This window comes from Mycobacterium scrofulaceum, assembly GCF_002086735.1.
In the GTDB taxonomy this organism is placed as follows: Bacteria; Actinomycetota; Actinomycetes; order Mycobacteriales; family Mycobacteriaceae; genus Mycobacterium; species Mycobacterium scrofulaceum.
The window spans coordinates 122,085-135,932 of record NZ_MVIJ01000005.1; the positions used below are offsets into that span (position 1 = coordinate 122,085).

Annotated in this window: 16 protein-coding genes and 1 pseudogene; 3 read left to right on the top strand and 14 right to left on the bottom strand. The window is 65.8% G+C overall.

From position 1 onward, the window contains the following. Nucleotides 1-5: 5 nt before the first annotated feature. Nucleotides 6-908: an alpha/beta fold hydrolase gene (locus BST44_RS05595; RefSeq protein WP_083175602.1), complete on the top strand. Its 903-nt coding sequence runs from the start codon at nt 6-8 to the stop codon at nt 906-908. A gap of 24 nt (nt 909-932) precedes the next feature. Here the strand turns inward: BST44_RS05595 and BST44_RS30315 are convergent, their stop codons facing one another. Both BST44_RS30315 and BST44_RS05600 read right to left on the bottom strand, forming a co-directional pair. Continuing rightward, nucleotides 933-1,085: a hypothetical protein gene (locus tag BST44_RS30315; RefSeq protein WP_167380154.1), complete on the bottom strand. Its 153-nt coding sequence runs from the start codon at nt 1,083-1,085 to the stop codon at nt 933-935. A 14-nt stretch (nt 1,086-1,099) separates the two neighbouring features. Further along, the gene (locus BST44_RS05600; protein ID WP_083175554.1) at nt 1,100-1,780 is read right to left on the bottom strand and encodes a DUF2510 domain-containing protein; all 681 of its coding nucleotides are present in this window, start codon (nt 1,778-1,780) and stop codon (nt 1,100-1,102) included. A gap of 216 nt (nt 1,781-1,996) precedes the next feature. On the opposite strand from BST44_RS05600, the gene BST44_RS05605 reads away from it, so the two are divergent. Beyond that, complete coding sequence (locus BST44_RS05605; protein WP_083175555.1) at nt 1,997-2,296, top strand: hypothetical protein; 300 nt, start codon at nt 1,997-1,999, stop codon at nt 2,294-2,296. 32 nt (nt 2,297-2,328) lie between these two features. Here BST44_RS05605 and BST44_RS05610 read toward each other — a convergent pair whose 3' ends face one another. The 6 genes from BST44_RS05610 to BST44_RS05635 all read right to left on the bottom strand — a co-directional run bounded on the left by BST44_RS05610 (nt 2,329) and on the right by BST44_RS05635 (nt 8,397). Further along, nucleotides 2,329-2,763 (bottom strand): DUF4383 domain-containing protein, encoded by a 435-nt coding sequence (locus BST44_RS05610; protein WP_083175557.1) that lies wholly within the window; start codon nt 2,761-2,763, stop codon nt 2,329-2,331. A 91-nt stretch (nt 2,764-2,854) separates the two neighbouring features. Beyond that, nucleotides 2,855-4,411, bottom strand: coding sequence for a succinic semialdehyde dehydrogenase (locus tag BST44_RS05615; RefSeq protein ID WP_083175559.1), 1,557 nt, complete (start codon nt 4,409-4,411; stop codon nt 2,855-2,857). 679 nt (nt 4,412-5,090) lie between these two features. Continuing rightward, a complete protein-coding gene (locus BST44_RS05625) occupies nt 5,091-5,279 on the bottom strand; it encodes a hypothetical protein (RefSeq protein WP_083175562.1) in 189 nt (62 codons plus the stop codon). Between the two features lie 86 nt (nt 5,280-5,365). Next, nucleotides 5,366-7,000 (bottom strand): fatty acyl-AMP ligase, encoded by a 1,635-nt coding sequence (locus BST44_RS05630; protein WP_083175603.1) that lies wholly within the window; start codon nt 6,998-7,000, stop codon nt 5,366-5,368. Nucleotides 7,001-7,623: 623 nt separating this feature from the next. Next, nucleotides 7,624-7,758, bottom strand: coding sequence for a hypothetical protein (locus BST44_RS31300; RefSeq protein WP_279628967.1), 135 nt, complete (start codon nt 7,756-7,758; stop codon nt 7,624-7,626). Nucleotides 7,759-7,860: 102 nt separating this feature from the next. After that, nucleotides 7,861-8,397: a DUF5994 family protein gene (locus BST44_RS05635; RefSeq protein ID WP_244184731.1), complete on the bottom strand. Its 537-nt coding sequence runs from the start codon at nt 8,395-8,397 to the stop codon at nt 7,861-7,863. A gap of 381 nt (nt 8,398-8,778) precedes the next feature. Between BST44_RS05635 and BST44_RS05640 the strand changes: the two genes are divergently transcribed. Further along, nucleotides 8,779-9,318, top strand: a complete 540-nt coding sequence (locus BST44_RS05640) for a DUF5994 family protein (RefSeq protein ID WP_244184732.1) — start codon at nt 8,779-8,781, stop codon at nt 9,316-9,318. A 134-nt stretch (nt 9,319-9,452) separates the two neighbouring features. Here BST44_RS05640 and BST44_RS05645 read toward each other — a convergent pair whose 3' ends face one another. The 6 genes and pseudogenes from BST44_RS05645 to BST44_RS05670 all read right to left on the bottom strand — a co-directional run bounded on the left by BST44_RS05645 (nt 9,453) and on the right by BST44_RS05670 (nt 13,753). Continuing rightward, nucleotides 9,453-9,920 carry a DUF5994 family protein gene (locus tag BST44_RS05645; protein WP_083175566.1) on the bottom strand — a complete coding sequence of 156 codons (468 nt, stop codon included), beginning with the start codon at nt 9,918-9,920 and terminating at the stop codon, nt 9,453-9,455. Nucleotides 9,921-10,068: 148 nt separating this feature from the next. Beyond that, nucleotides 10,069-10,860 carry a transglutaminase-like domain-containing protein gene (locus BST44_RS05650; RefSeq protein WP_083175605.1) on the bottom strand — a complete coding sequence of 264 codons (792 nt, stop codon included), beginning with the start codon at nt 10,858-10,860 and terminating at the stop codon, nt 10,069-10,071. Between the two features lie 295 nt (nt 10,861-11,155). Next, a complete protein-coding gene (locus BST44_RS05655) occupies nt 11,156-11,863 on the bottom strand; it encodes an ANTAR domain-containing protein (RefSeq protein ID WP_167380155.1) in 708 nt (235 codons plus the stop codon). An 85-nt stretch (nt 11,864-11,948) separates the two neighbouring features. After that, nucleotides 11,949-12,380, bottom strand: a pseudogene (locus tag BST44_RS05660) (GreA/GreB family elongation factor); the annotation flags it as partial. A 17-nt stretch (nt 12,381-12,397) separates the two neighbouring features. Continuing rightward, nucleotides 12,398-12,895 (bottom strand): GreA/GreB family elongation factor, encoded by a 498-nt coding sequence (locus BST44_RS05665; RefSeq protein ID WP_083175569.1) that lies wholly within the window; start codon nt 12,893-12,895, stop codon nt 12,398-12,400. A gap of 228 nt (nt 12,896-13,123) precedes the next feature. Continuing rightward, a complete protein-coding gene (locus tag BST44_RS05670; protein ID WP_083175571.1) occupies nt 13,124-13,753 on the bottom strand; it encodes an Rv1733c family protein in 630 nt (209 codons plus the stop codon). Nucleotides 13,754-13,848: the final 95 nt, after the last annotated feature.

Sequence of the window (13,848 nt, forward strand, 5' to 3'; positions counted from 1 at the left end):
CCGTCATGGACGCTGAACTCAAAAGCTGGCTGGACTCCGGGGAGTACTTCGACTACCTCGGCTTCGACATCTTCTACCGCGTCGAGGGCAGCGGGCCCCCGCTGCTGCTGATCCACGGTTATCCGTTCAATTCCTTTGACTGGGCCCCCATCTGGCCCACGCTGACGCAGCGGTTCACCGTCATCGCGCCGGACATGATGGGCATGGGCTTCTCCGCGAAACCCGTGGCGTACCACTATTCGGTGGGAGACCACGCCGACATGCACGAGGCTTTGCTCGCGCACCTCAACATCGGCAACGCGCACATCATGGCCCACGACATCGGCGATTCGGTGGGCCAGGAGATGTTGGCGCGGCACGAGTTCGGCCAGCAAAGCTACGGCGCGTTGCGCACCGACTCGGTCACCTGGCTCAACGGCGGAATGTTCATCGAGGCGTACCGGCCCCGCGCTGCGCAGAAGCTGATGTCCGGCACCCCGCTGGGCGACGTCTTCAGCCGCGTGCAGAACAGCCCGGTGTCCCGGCGGCTGCTGGAGCCGACGGTGCGCGAGATGTTCGGCCCCAATACCAAGCCGACCCGGCACATGATGGACGTCTTCAACCAGATCCTGGACTACAACGACGGCCGCCCGGTGCTGCACAAGGTGGGCCGGTTCATCAACGATCGCTACATCAACCGCAACCGGTGGGTGCGCGCCATGCGGCAGACGGCGGTCCCGATGCGGTTGATCGATGGTCCGGTGGACCCCAACTCCGGGGCGCACATGGCGCGCCGCTACGCCGAGGTGATTCCCGAACCCGACGTGGTGATGCTCGCCGACGACATCGGACACTGGCCACAAATCGAGGCGCCCGAGGCGGTGCTGACGCACTTCCTCGCCCACATCGACCGCGTCGACGCCCGCTGAACGCGTCGCCTGCGAAGCGGCGGGCTAGCCGTGGTGCGGCGGCTGCTCGTCGCGGAGCCGGCCCTCGTCCGACGCCGCGCGCATCTGCTCCTCGTCGCCGAACCGCTCCAAGTCCTCGGGCGTGATGCGCGGCGGTTTCGGCGCGGCCCGCGGCGGAGGTGTGGGTTCGGTGGGCACCAGGCGATTATGGCTCACGGCTGAAAGGCCGGAAGCACGGTGCCGGAATCGCGAATCTCCCAGATGCTGCCCGGTTTGATGCCGTCGAAGTTGATCTTGTCCAGCGTCGCCCGCGAATACGTGAGGTCGATGGCGACGTGCGTCGCGGTGTTGCCGTACGGGTCCGTCATCGGAAAGGTGCCCTGGACGTTCACCGCGGCGGCGTCGGGATAGGTCGCCCGCGCATACCTGAGGATGTCGATGGTGTCCGTCCGGGCGCCGTCCTTGATCATCTGCTCGGTGTAGTTGTCGCGAATCGCGAATCGGGCGTCGACCACCTCGCCGTTCGGGCCCGCAGTGGTGGTGAAGCTGACTCCGTCCGGCTTCTTGGGACCGGCCGGTGTCGCGGGCGCCGCCTCGACCGGCGGTGCGGGTGCCGCCGTGGCCGAACTGCCCGGCGCCGGCGAGACCTCCTTCCTCTGGTCGAAAACCCAGCTCTTGCCGACGATGACGAGGAGGGCGAGGGCGCCCAGCGCCGCCAGGGCGAGGGCGGCCTTTCCGGACGGGCGCTCCTTCGGCGGGTCGGTGGAGAACGCCCACTCGGTGGTCCAGTTGGTGCCGTCGAAATACCGTTGCAGGCCGTGGCCCACCCCCGCGGGGTCGGGATACCAGCCCGGCGCCGATTTGGGCGGGGGCGGCGCCTGTTCAGATGGCATCTGCCCATTTTCGTCGTGACGGAGACATCTCGGCTACCCGCCGCGTCGTTCGCGTTGCCATCGCGCCCTCCTTCGTCGACCACCGACTACCCGCTTCGACGCATCCGAAGACCCCCGCCCGTCGACGTGAACTCGAGGTGGCCCCGGCGTGACGGTTCGGCGTGACGTCCGGCGTTCGGCGCGCCGGTGGGCGCGGTGCACGCTATGAATCTAGGAGTGAGCAACCACCAGGTGAACCTGACCCAGCAGGAAAGCTCGTTGATCGGCGAGAGCCATCCCGAGGCCCTCACGCGCATGGACGAGAAGTCGCTGAAGGAATTGCAGGCCCGGCTGCGGCAAGCGCGCGAGAAGAACTTCAGCCTCTTGCGGCGTCAGGGCGCGGCCCGGGTGGAGGCCGAGGGTGCCCGCGGTTCGGCCCAGCCGGCCAACGAGAAGCGCGGCGAAAAGGTGGAAATCTTCGACCAGGCGCTGGCCCGGGTGAGCGAGCGCCTCGGGGCCGTCGCCGGCACCGAGTAGCGGGTTGCTGCCCGGTAACCAGACCCTCTGCGCTACCGCGCCTTTCGCGGATCGGCGAGCGAGTTCCGCAGCCCGCCGTCCAGGCGGATCTGCACCGCCGCCACCGCCACCATCACCGCCGCGGTCACCAGGTGCACGACCGCGTCGGTGACGTTGTGGGGGAAGCTGAAGACGAAGGCGACCTGATGCGAGAAAAAGGCCCAAATGCCGGGCAGCGCACCGGCTATCGCGGCGATCAGCAGGTACAGCACGGCCCACGACTTGCGCGTCGCGCACACCAGGCCCGGGGCGAACAGCGCGAGACCGGCGACGGCGTGCCAGCCGTTGTAATCCATTCCGAAGAGTTGGACGGTCGGCGCCCCGGGCCCGATCGCGAAGCTCGGATTGACGATGAAGCCGATCACGGCCTGAACGACATGAAAAACGCAGATGATCAGCAGCCCGATCTGGGCGAAACTCCACCTCACATTGCACCCCCTTGTGCGCGGCAAGATGTTCCGAATACTACGCGCGGTAGTAGATTCCGGTCAACGGTCGCGGCGGCTGGGCGCAGAGCCGTCAGTTCCGACCGGGCAGCCTCATCACCGCGCGCACGACGGGCACGAGCGATTTCTGCCACAGCGTCCCCGGAATGCCAAGGGGCGGATCGAGATTGAACACGCGCGCGGTGGCGATCGTCTGCGATTCGGTGTACTTCAACAGGCCCTCGGGCCCGTGCCGACGGCCGACGCCGGACTGGCCCATCCCGCCCATCGGCGCGCTCAGGCTGCCCCACGCGAACGCGTAGCCCTCGTTGACGTTCACGGTCCCCGATCGCAACCGTGCGCCGATCTGCTCGCCCTCCGCGGCGGAGCCCGCGAACACGCTGGCGTTCAGCCCATACTCGGTGTCGTTGGCCTTCTCGACGGCCTCGTCCGCGTCGGCGACCGGGTAGATGGAGACGACCGGCCCGAACGTCTCGTTGGCCGCGCACTCCATCTCCGGCGTGACGTCGGCGAGCACCGTCGGCTCGTAGAACAGCGGCCCGATGTCGGGCCGCGCCTTGCCGCCGGCAATCACCTTGGCGCCCTTGGCCTTCGCGTCATCCACGTGGTCCGTCACCGTGTCCAGCTGGCCCGCGGAGATCAGGCTCCCCATGTCGACCGAGAAGTCATACGCGGTGCCCAGCTTCATGTTCCGCACCGCGGCACCGAACTTGCCGATGAAATCGTCGGCGATGTCCTTCTCGACATAGATCCGCTCGATGGAGATGCACAACTGGCCCGCGTTCGAGAAGCACGCGCGGGTGGCCGCCTTGGCGGCCTTGTCCAGGTTGGCCCCCCGGGTGACGATCATCGCGTTCTTGCCCCCGAGTTCGGCCGAGAAGCCGATCAGCCGACGGCCCGCGTGCTCCGCGAGTTGCCTGCCGGTGGCGGTCGAACCGGTGAACATCAGATAGTCACAGTTGTCGACGATGGCGGTGCCGACCACCGAGCCGGGCCCGGGCACGATCGCATACAGCGCCCTCGGCAGGCCGGCCCGGTACAACAACTCGGCGCACGCCAGCGCGCAATACGGGGTCTGGCTGTCCGGCTTGAGCACCACCGCGTTGCCCGCCAACAGCGCAGGCACCGAATCGGACGCCGTCAGCGTCATCGGGTAGTTCCACGGCGAGATCACCCCCACCACGCCCTTGGGCTGGTAGCCGACCGTGGTCTTGCCGATGCCCGGCAGCAGCGACTGCACCGTGCGCGGCTTCAGCAGGTCCGCCGCGACGCGCACGTAGTAGTTCGCGTTCGCCATCAGGTCGACGATCTCCTCCTGTGCCGCCCACCGGGCCTTGCCGGCCTCGGCCTGCAGCAGGTCCATCAGGAACTCACGGTTCTCCACGACCAGGTCGCGATAGCGGCCGATGACCTCGATGCGGTCGGCGACCGGCCGGTTCGCCCACTCGACCTGGGCCGCGCGCGCTTCGGCGAACGCCGCCTCGACGTCTTCGGCCGTGCCGATCGGAATCGTGGTCAGCGGCCTGCCGGTGAAGACCTCGTCGATCGTCTTGGTCTGGCGCGCGGTGGCGTCTTTGATCGCGGCGAGTCGACCCAGGCGGTCGAAAACCTCGGCTGACGGTGCGGGCATGTCGCTTCCTTCCGCAGGAGCACGGGCGTTCAGGACACCAGACTAGGCCCGGGACGCGTCAACGGCTCCGGCACGCTTGAGGCAGATCGGGCGCGCCGCGCGGCACCACACTTTGTTGGTCGGTGCTATCCGCACCAGGTTCGCCGCGGCACGAGGTGATGAGCTGCTCTACCGGCGTGTGGAATCACCCGCCAGCGGCGCATGATCCTTCCGATTACTCCCGAACCTGGCGATTGACGAGGCCGGTGACATACCGTGAATCGATCTCTTCACCACCGTCGCCGTAGTAGACGCGATGGGGCCCGCTCGCCGTGTCGTCGGCGGTACGCGTCACCTTGATCCACCTACCCGTCGTAGGATCTTGGAGCAAGTCACCCTCGCGGATCTCCGATAGCGGCACTTTCTCTATTGCGTGTTCCGAAGTCATTCCTCTCCCGAATCGTTGTGGTAGTCGAACCGTAGCGACCGTCTGGTGATCGTCCCAGCGACCACATTGACGATTCTCCTGCCAACGCCGATGGTCAATCGCGGATTTATCCGCCGGAGGCCCGGCACGAGGGCCCGCATCGGAACCGTATGCCCGCGACGTTGCAGGCAAGCTGATGACCGATCGGACTTCTCGACCGTTACTGCTGGCGGGGATAAACAAACTGGCCGTCGGACCGCCGCGCTGACCGGTTCAGCGGTGCCGCGCCCGGGCCCGCCGCACGGCCTCCTCGATCAATCGCTCGGCGACGGCATGCAGTTTGAGGTCCTCGACCCGGCTGATCTGGGACGGGCGCGCCGGAAGGCTTCCGCGTCGCTGCCGGAGCGGCCACGGATCGATTGCCTGGTCGATGACGGCGCGGCTGTTCAACGCCCGCTGCAATCGCGTCGACCGTTCCCGTGTACCGGTCAGCCCCGTGCACCGCCGCTGACGAACGACGAATCCAATCTGCGCCGCATCCGAAAAAATTAGCCGACGAGTGCCAACGTATGCGCGCGCCGGAGCTTGCCCGATGGCGTCTTGGGGATCATTCCGGGCTCGAGCACGACCACGTTCCTAGGTCGGACATCGACCTCCGCGACCACTTCGTGTGCCACCTGCTGTTCGATGCGCCGCACCTCAGCCGCGTTCTGCCAGTCTTTGGATTCCACGGCCACGGCAAACGTCTCGCGCGAGTGCCCTGCCTCCAACCGTACCGCCACGGCGCCTCCCGCCCGGACCCCGGAAACTCGTGCGGCGGCGCGTTCGATGTCAGTCGGGTAAATGTTTCGCCCGGCCATGACGATGACATCCTTGACCCGACCGCATACTACGAGGCGGCCCGTCTCGGTGAAGTAGCCCAGATCGCCGGTGTCGAACCATCCTCGTTCGTCCTGTGCCGCAACGAATCCGGCCATCGTTTCGTAACCGATCGTTACTGGCTCACCACGCACCTCTATAACGCCCACGGCCCGCGCGGGCTGGATGGCGCCGTCTTCGTCGACGATGCGCGCCTCCAGCCCGTCGAGCAGACGTCCAAGCGTGGCCAGGCGCCGAGTTTTACCCTTGGTCGCAGGGACGGCCCGGTGCAGCACGGACAGGAGATCGGCGTCCACCTCGTCGACCAATAAGCCTGCGCCGCAATCGGAGAACGATACAGCCACGGTGGTTTCTGCCATACCGTAAGCGGGCAGGATCGCCGCCGGGCGCAAGCCGAACGGCTTGCCTGCTTCGCAGAGGTCTTCGACATCAGCAGGTTCGACCTGTTCGGCGCCCGATAGTGCCCACCTCAGGCTGGACAGGTCGAATTGGCCGGGCTGAGCCAGCTTACGAAGTCGTTTGGCGAACATTTTGTAGGCGAAGTTCGGCGCAGCGGTCATCGTGCCCTTGTACTTGTCGATGAGCTTGGCCCACAACAGAGTGTCGCGCAAGAAGTCCATCGGGGTGACCTTGATTAGCTCTGCGCCAAAATACATTGGCACAGTGAGGAAGCCGGTCATTCCCATGTCGTGAAACAGAGGCAGCCAGCTCACGATCACGTCGGTCTCGATGTCTACTTCTGCACCGCGGAACATAGCCTCGGCGTTGGAAACGACGTTGCGATGTGAGATTCGAACTGCTCTGGGCGACCCGGTAGAACCCGACGTCAACTGCAGCAGCGCCACGTCGTCGTCGTGGGTCTCGACCGGATCGATCGAGCGGCTGCAGAGCAGCTGGCCGATCGGCAGCACGCGCATTCCGAGCTGGGCCAGCAGTGGGGCCGCATCCATGAATGGGTCGGAGATGACGACCGTTGTAGCGCCGATCATTTCGATGACGGCCGTGGTCTCCTCTGCCCAGCGGCGAAGATCGGTGCGTGGTGTGGGTTGGTGGAGCATGGTGAGGCTGGCCCCACGCATCCAGACGGCCTGCCCGGTAGGCGCGATCTCAACGGGAGCCCCGGCCAGCACCGGTACGGCATCTCCATGGCCGACGCCGGCGGCGGCCAAGCCGCCCGCGATCCGACTAGCGCGATCATGCACCTCACCCCAAGTATGCCGCAGCGGACAGCCGGGCTCGCCGCTGACGAGCCCTTTTGAGGTGGATTGGGCTCTGCTGAACATGGTTTCGGTGAATATGCTCAAGGTCGTTCCTTTTGCCTCCGGCGCCGCGTCGAGCTCCGACTGCGAGGTGAAGTATCTAGCAGGCACACGCATGAAGAGTGAAGCGCTTGATGTAATCGTGTTCAGCCGCGAAGCTCGTCGCCAAATCACTTGAGCGCCAGCGCCGCGTCCGAAGAGCCTCCTCCTTCAAGGCGCCACTAGGTGGCGGCCGGTCCGGTCGAAGATCGGCTAAAGGGTATACCCGCAGAGGATGTTAACTGCCGAGGCGCGCGGATACCGTCAACACCGCAACGTGCAGTGTTCGGGTCCTTGAAGCACAGAGCACGGGACTCCGCCGTTATGAATCGGAAAAGTGCAAACCCCGTCACTGTTGGATCAGCCTGGCAATGCAGACCCGCTATGGCGGGGACCTCCATGAGATCGCCGCCGGACGTGTACGGGCGGATGGGGAGTCAACCGTGATGACCGCCATAGTGCAGATATGGGCGACGTCAGTCGCCGGCGTTGAGCCTTTAACGCCCGCCGCTCAGGCACCGAATGACCGGACGAAACGCAAGCTGAACGGGGAGCTTCGGTTCTCCATGCCCTGGTCTGTCCATGCAACGCCCCGCGCCGGTCAAGCCGGAATTCGCCATTCTGCCGCCTCAACGTTGCCCGGTTGGCGGCAAGGTCTCGTTCGGCGAAATCTTGGCTGCCTTGCCGCGCTTCACGGCGCGTTTTTCTTTAAGCGATTTGCCGGACTTTTTGGTCATGGCTTGCCGGGGAGATTTGTCAGACATGGCGCCCTTTGATATGGGGGCCTGTATGGTCCCGGTTTCTCGGAGTGTACGCGCCGAAGCTTCGCCGCTCATGGCAAGTGGCTGCCGAAGTCAGCCGGCAACCTACTCCCACCGTGCCGGTGCATCGAAAGGCTCAGGGCTCGACGCGCTTTGGCGAATGAGCTCGCGCATTAGTGCAGCATTCATCGGTTGTGCGCAAGAGGAGACCTCGCCCAGCACACGCTGCGCCTCCTTGGCACTCGACGGCGGCAGGACGAACAACACCGCGTCTCGAGAATGCGTACCCATCAGGTAGATGGTGTCGTTGAAAACCATTCGATATGGATGCAGCGAAACCATTTCGCGATGGCGAATTAGCCGGGACGGGGCGGGCAGCCACGCGCTCGAGTCGTAAATGACTCGGTGCACCCCGCCAATCCACAAGCCGAACACCGCGAGCAGGTCGGGTAGCTCTAGCCTCAGGTCCAGGCTTTTTGGCCACCAAGCGCCGTCCACGGCAACGGGACTGCCGTCGCGTTCGCACAGTACCAATCGGGTGGCGCTGGAACGGCTGGGAGTAACAGGCGCCACCGTGACGCTCCCCTCGAATATCTTGCTATCGCAGACGGCGACCGAAGAGAAGGTACTCGACAAACCCACGACAACAGGAGCGTAACCCCGGGGGGCGCCGACATGGTCGACGAATCGCCACAGGACGACGCTGAATCCGACTGAGTCGTGCGCACAACTTGGCGATGTTGCACGTCAATCGGATGAGGTGACGCACGAGTGAGCAAGTTGGCTCGATCGGTCACGGCATGGGTTTTGTCTTCCTGAGGCCGGGTCCGGGGAGACGTATGAAGTCGCTTTTCTGTGAGCGACTGGCGGCAGCCGAGCCGATGGTGGCGTAGCGTCGGAAGAGAGCTGTTTCGTTGTCGGCGCTGTCCTCGGAAGTTATTGCCCATCGAGTTCACGGGCAATGTAATTGCTCCGTCGGCCCAGTTCCGCGGGTTGATCATTTCAAGGTGCGAAGGATTGCCCGTGAAGCGCACAGAACCGTCAAGCAGTCGCCCTGGGGCTCAGTCGAATCCAACGATCGAAGAACCGACTCGCCGCACGATGAGTTACGGCGGTCTCAGCCCCGTGCGGCTCACCCTGGCACGCCGGCTCGGAGATAAGCTCGATGGAGGGTGGTGGCCTCGCAGTGGCCTGATCTCGAGGGAGCTCACCGATTTGGTGGCTATCTTGAACGTGCGTTTAGGGCGGGTCATCGACATCAATCTCAATTGGTCATCGTTGCAACGCCAGCATGACCTGAATTGGGATTGGGGACAGGGCGCACGTCCACACGTTATGACCATCGACGGCCGTGATGCGCGGGCGAAGCTCCTCATCGTTCCGCACGGGACCGGTACGGCCCTTGCGGTAATGGTCTTGCGGCGCGCCGCCGGCCTGCCGGTATATGCGGCACACCGTGATTCGCGCGCCTTCCAGACAGCCGACTGTATTGTCCGCGTTGCCCGCGGCGAGCCGATGTTCGAAGTGCGTCGGTCGCGTCGCGCTGACGTCGCGATTATTTAGGGCCCGCGGGTCGAGAACATCCGGGCTGCTTGTCACCCACGTGCCGGCCGATCACCGGAAAGGCCTGCGCGCCAAGACCAGCACCGGATTCCTAGATATCCGGGGATCGTCACGAGGCAATACGCGCGCGGGCCCTATCCGGTGGGTTTCGGCTTTTCCATGCTGATCATGAGACCCTCGACGGTCGAAGCATCACTCGGGCGGGCTGCGGACATCATGATGGCGTGCGCCTGGTCTGGGTCGGCCTGTGGGGAGACGACCAGCAAAGTAACTTTTCCCCGGTTGAGGCCGAGAACCTCGATGGTCTTCACCGGCTGAAGACGGTATCCGTCGAGGCGAATCGTTCGCCCGCCGGTCGCGAATCTCGTTGGTGCGGTGACCCATTCGTTCACGTTATAGAGTACGCGGTCAATACGCCCCAGCCGAACGGACAGTACCGACAACAGGTCCGGTAGCTCTGCCGCGAGGTCGTCAGAGTGTGGCCACCACGCGCCATCGACATACCCGCTCGTGGGTGCCTTCGGCTTAAGCCGCAACCGTGGGGTGTGCTCCGGTGGCACCCGCCGGTGCTGAGCTTCCACGTGGTCGGTTTTCGGCGCCATTGGGACGCTCCCGCCTTGACCGCGAAACGGCCAGATCAATTCGGCGACGAGATGACTGTGAATAGTCAGGTACGAAGTATCGCCGACAACTCGACCCTACTCGGGCGGTCCGGAACTATCACACCACGGTGAGCCCATCGGGGCGTCCTCAGCGTATCGAGACCAATCGGTCGATCGAATCCGTGGGCAATTCGCCCTCGACGACCGCAGTCACCAGGAGCTGGTTGAGTGTGATCGCGCCCTTGTGATTGTCGAGGAACGCTGTGTCGGCAGCGTCACGACCGGTGGCGATGCGAACAAGGGCTTGCCGCGGCGCAAGCAGCGTCGCATCGACTACCCGCCACTGACCCCCTACAAAGGCCTCGGCCACCGCGTGGAAATCCATCGGATACACGCCCGGCGCATACACGGACGCCAACCGTGCCGGGACGTAAACCGCCCGCAGCAACGCCACCGCCAGATGCGCGTAGTCGCGGCACACACCTTCGCCGGCGAGCAGTGTGTCCACCGCCCCATCGATCGGATCGCTGGAGCCGGGAACATATTTCAGCCTGGTACCAACCCATGAGCTCACGTGCTCGAGCAGCGCGGTCGAATCGCGGTCGTTACCGAACTCAGTTGCGGCGAAACCGTAGAACTTATCGGCCTCGGCGTAGCGGCTCGGCCGCAGATACAACGAGAGGTCATATTCGCTCACGGGGGCCGGGTCGGTCTGGCCCACGATGGTGGCGGCGTAGTCGACTTTGAGGGTCCCCACCGGTGCGTCGACCTTATGGATGCGGTTGCCGTGCACGCCGCTGACTTCCACCGGCTGGAGGGGCCGCCCGTTCAATACGAAGCTCAGGGACTCAGAGACATCCGTGCGTGGGTGCGGCGCGACCGCAATCTGAAACTCGAGCGTCGTGGGCGCGGTGATGCCAACGTCGATCTCGGCGCTCACCATTCGTCTCATGGGGCGATGATGCGCCGATATGTCTCGATCCGCCAGACGACATGTGTGCCCCGACAACGTGGCTGCAGTCGACGACATCGCGACCGGGATCACACACGGCGTCGACGTCCTCGTGGCGGCCACGCGGAAATCACCCCGGGGACAAGGCCGTTCCGTCGTCACGGAAATGGCGTCACCCCGCGAATCGTCCGCGTGACAGCGCATACTGACGGATTCAACCACCCCCGATGCTGTCGGAATTACCTGCGCAGCAACCGTTTTTCGGTTCAGGGCCCGGCAGAGCTCAGCTTGGCGACGGGGGATGGTCGGCCTCGAGCAGCTTGACGGCGATCTGCTCGACGGGGGAGTTGGTGTCCTGCGACAGTTTCGCCAGCAGCCCGAACGCAGCGACCGCGTCGATGTCGAAACGCTCCATCAGCATGCCCTTGGCCTGGCCGATCGTGTCTCGCGTGTCGATGGCGCGCCGCAGTTGCTGGTTCTCGGCGGTCAACGCGCGCAGGCGTTCGTCGTGGCGGGCGCGTTCCACCGCGCTGATCGCCTCGAGCGTATGAAGCACTTCGGCAGGGGTCCAGGAGCCGCCCCGATCGGCCGCGTGGGCCATCTCGGCGAGGATCCGCCCGCTTTCCGAGATCTCTTCGACGTGGTGCGCCACGCCCAGCAGCTCGCCGTGGTCCACCAGGGCCGTATTGCTGGGGCACCACACCTTCGGCACGAACCGGTGGGGCGTCACGGGGTCGGGGACGTCGTAGCGCTGTACCCGCATGGCGTGCGGATGCCGGGTACGCAGCACGGTTTCCAGGGACGCGGCGAGGTTCGCCGTGCCGGTGGACTGCGGGTCGTGCGGATTGTCGGGGAACGCGTCGAACAGGAACTGGCCGGCCAACTCGCCGGGTTCACGCAAGGTCGCCCGCTCGTACGCGACGCTGGCGGCCCGGATCCGCAGGTCGCAGTCCAGGAGCAGGAACGAGCCGCCCGACGAGTTCCGGTCCATCTCGTGAGCTATCACCTCGAACCGGTGTTGGCTCTCCACGTGGTTTCACTACCCGTTCGGGCCGCGGGGTAACCGTCGCCCGACGGTGAATGCCGTAGGGCACCGCCCACACGAGGGTGACGGTGAGGCGGACGCCGCTGGGCGGCACGTAGGAGCGCCGCTCGCCGGGACGCGCTCCGGTGATCGCGGAACCCAGCGGCGAATGGACCGAATACACCTCCACGTCGTCGTGTTCGGCGCCGCGCGTTCCCAGCAGGAAGGTCTCGACCTCACCGGTGTCGTCGTAGCGGACGGTCAGAACCATGCCGGGTTCGGCGATGCCGTCGTCGGGTGGATCCTGGCCGACGACGGCGTTGACCAACAGGTCATGAATCCGCAGTCGCCGTGCGCGCCGGACGGCGTCGCAGTATTCGTCGGCGTCGGCGTCGGCGTCGCACGACTCCCGCAGCGTGGCCAGTTCCCGCTGAAGTCGCCCGTAGGCCTGCGGTGAAAGCCAGGCGGGTTGCACGCTGGTCATGTGTTGCTGTCCTCTCCTCAGGCGGCATTGGGCGTCGACGGTCGCCGATCCGGACGCCCGCTTGATGAAGGGCCCCGATGGGGCACGGCCTCGAGCAGTGTCACGAGCCGCCCGGTCTCGTGGGGGATCGCGTAGATGCGTTGTTCGCCCGGGCGGGCGCCGGCGATGGAGCGGCCCAGCGGCGACGCCATCGAGTAGACCTTGATGTCGGCGTCCTCGGCGCCCCGCCGACCGAGCAGCAGGGTTTCGGTTTCACCGGTGGCGTCGTAGCGGATGGTCAGCACCGCGCCCGGCTCGGCGACCCGGTTGCCCGCGGGATCGTCGCGGACGGCGGCGCAGCCCAGCAGATGCTCGATCTCGCGGATGCGCCTTTGTCGTGCCGAGGGCCGCGCGCCGCGGTTCGCGCCGTAATCGAGGTAATCGTCGGGGACTTCGACGCTGCGCCGGGAGCGCAAGGCGTTCAACTCGTCCTGCAGCCGGCGGTAATGCCGGGGCGTGATGGAGATAGATGTCATCGCGTGCCGTCCTTTCGGTGAGTTGGGTGTCGTCAGGGGCGGGCCGATGCGTGGCTGCCGTCCCTGACGACGGGGAGCCCTTGCGGGGCAGGCTATTTGACTTCCGGGCTACCAATCCCATGGTGGCTTGCGCGGGCATCCGCTCGCTTGCCCGAATCGGACAAGGGTGGGGCGGGCCATTGTTCCCTGCGGACAACACCTTGACCCAAGGGGGCGTGCGCCCCCAGGTCACCGGTGCCCGACGAGGCGGTCGAACTCGTGTTGCCATCTGGCGCCACGGGCACCGTCGAGGGCGTGGCGTACGCCGGCGAACGAAGCGGCCACCGACAGGCTTACGGCGCACCACATCGCCGCCGCGATCCCGACCGCCTCGTCGCGGGGAGACACCATTGGCCGGCTCACCGGCGCACCCCGGTGATTGACCCAGATCTCCACCCGGTCACCGACTTTGGCGGTGAGCGGTGCGGTGACGTCGCCGGTGTGTTCGGCCCCGGCGAATTCCCATCGGGCAGGGGCCGTGGCCGTCGTCCCGTCGAGGGTCGTGCGGGGGTGGCCGGCCCCGACGACCGTCGCGCTCACCGGCTGGCGGGTCTGGACCCACTCGACGTGGGCGCGGCTCCGGGATTCGTGGACCGCGGTCCCGACGGCGGCGGCGATCGGCACGGTAAGCAGTGACACCGCGACAGCCAGTACCAACAGCACCGCCTCGAGCCGGTCGCTCGCCCGAACCAGGGGATTACGGCCGAACAGCCGCGCGAACAGCGTTCGCGGCAACGGCACGGTGAACGTCTCCAGCGCGGAGTCATCGTCGCGCCGGCGGGCGGTCTGCGGTTGATGATCGTGACGCGGGCTGGTCATCGGTGTCCTATCGAGGATCGGCGTGGGTGGAGGTCGGTCACCTCGATCGTGCCGCCGCCGGCGCCCGCGAAGCTTGCCGAACTCCGACAAGGGCG

Excerpts from the sequence above, each read along its gene's own strand:
- BST44_RS05645 (WP_083175566.1), bottom strand. The coding sequence starts at position 9,920 with ATGGCGCCGAAAACCGACCACGTGGAAGCTCAGCACCGGCGGGTGCCA.
- BST44_RS05615 (WP_083175559.1), bottom strand. The coding sequence starts at position 4,411 with ATGCCCGCACCGTCAGCCGAGGTTTTCGACCGCCTGGGTCGACTCGCC.
- BST44_RS05670 (WP_083175571.1), bottom strand. The coding sequence starts at position 13,753 with ATGACCAGCCCGCGTCACGATCATCAACCGCAGACCGCCCGCCGGCGC.
- BST44_RS05595 (WP_083175602.1), top strand. The coding sequence starts at position 6 with ATGGACGCTGAACTCAAAAGCTGGCTGGACTCCGGGGAGTACTTCGAC.
- BST44_RS31300 (WP_279628967.1), bottom strand. The coding sequence starts at position 7,758 with ATGTCTGACAAATCTCCCCGGCAAGCCATGACCAAAAAGTCCGGCAAA.
- BST44_RS05600 (WP_083175554.1), bottom strand. The coding sequence starts at position 1,780 with ATGCCATCTGAACAGGCGCCGCCCCCGCCCAAATCGGCGCCGGGCTGG.
- BST44_RS05655 (WP_167380155.1), bottom strand. The coding sequence starts at position 11,863 with ATGGACCGGAACTCGTCGGGCGGCTCGTTCCTGCTCCTGGACTGCGAC.
- BST44_RS05665 (WP_083175569.1), bottom strand. The coding sequence starts at position 12,895 with ATGACATCTATCTCCATCACGCCCCGGCATTACCGCCGGCTGCAGGAC.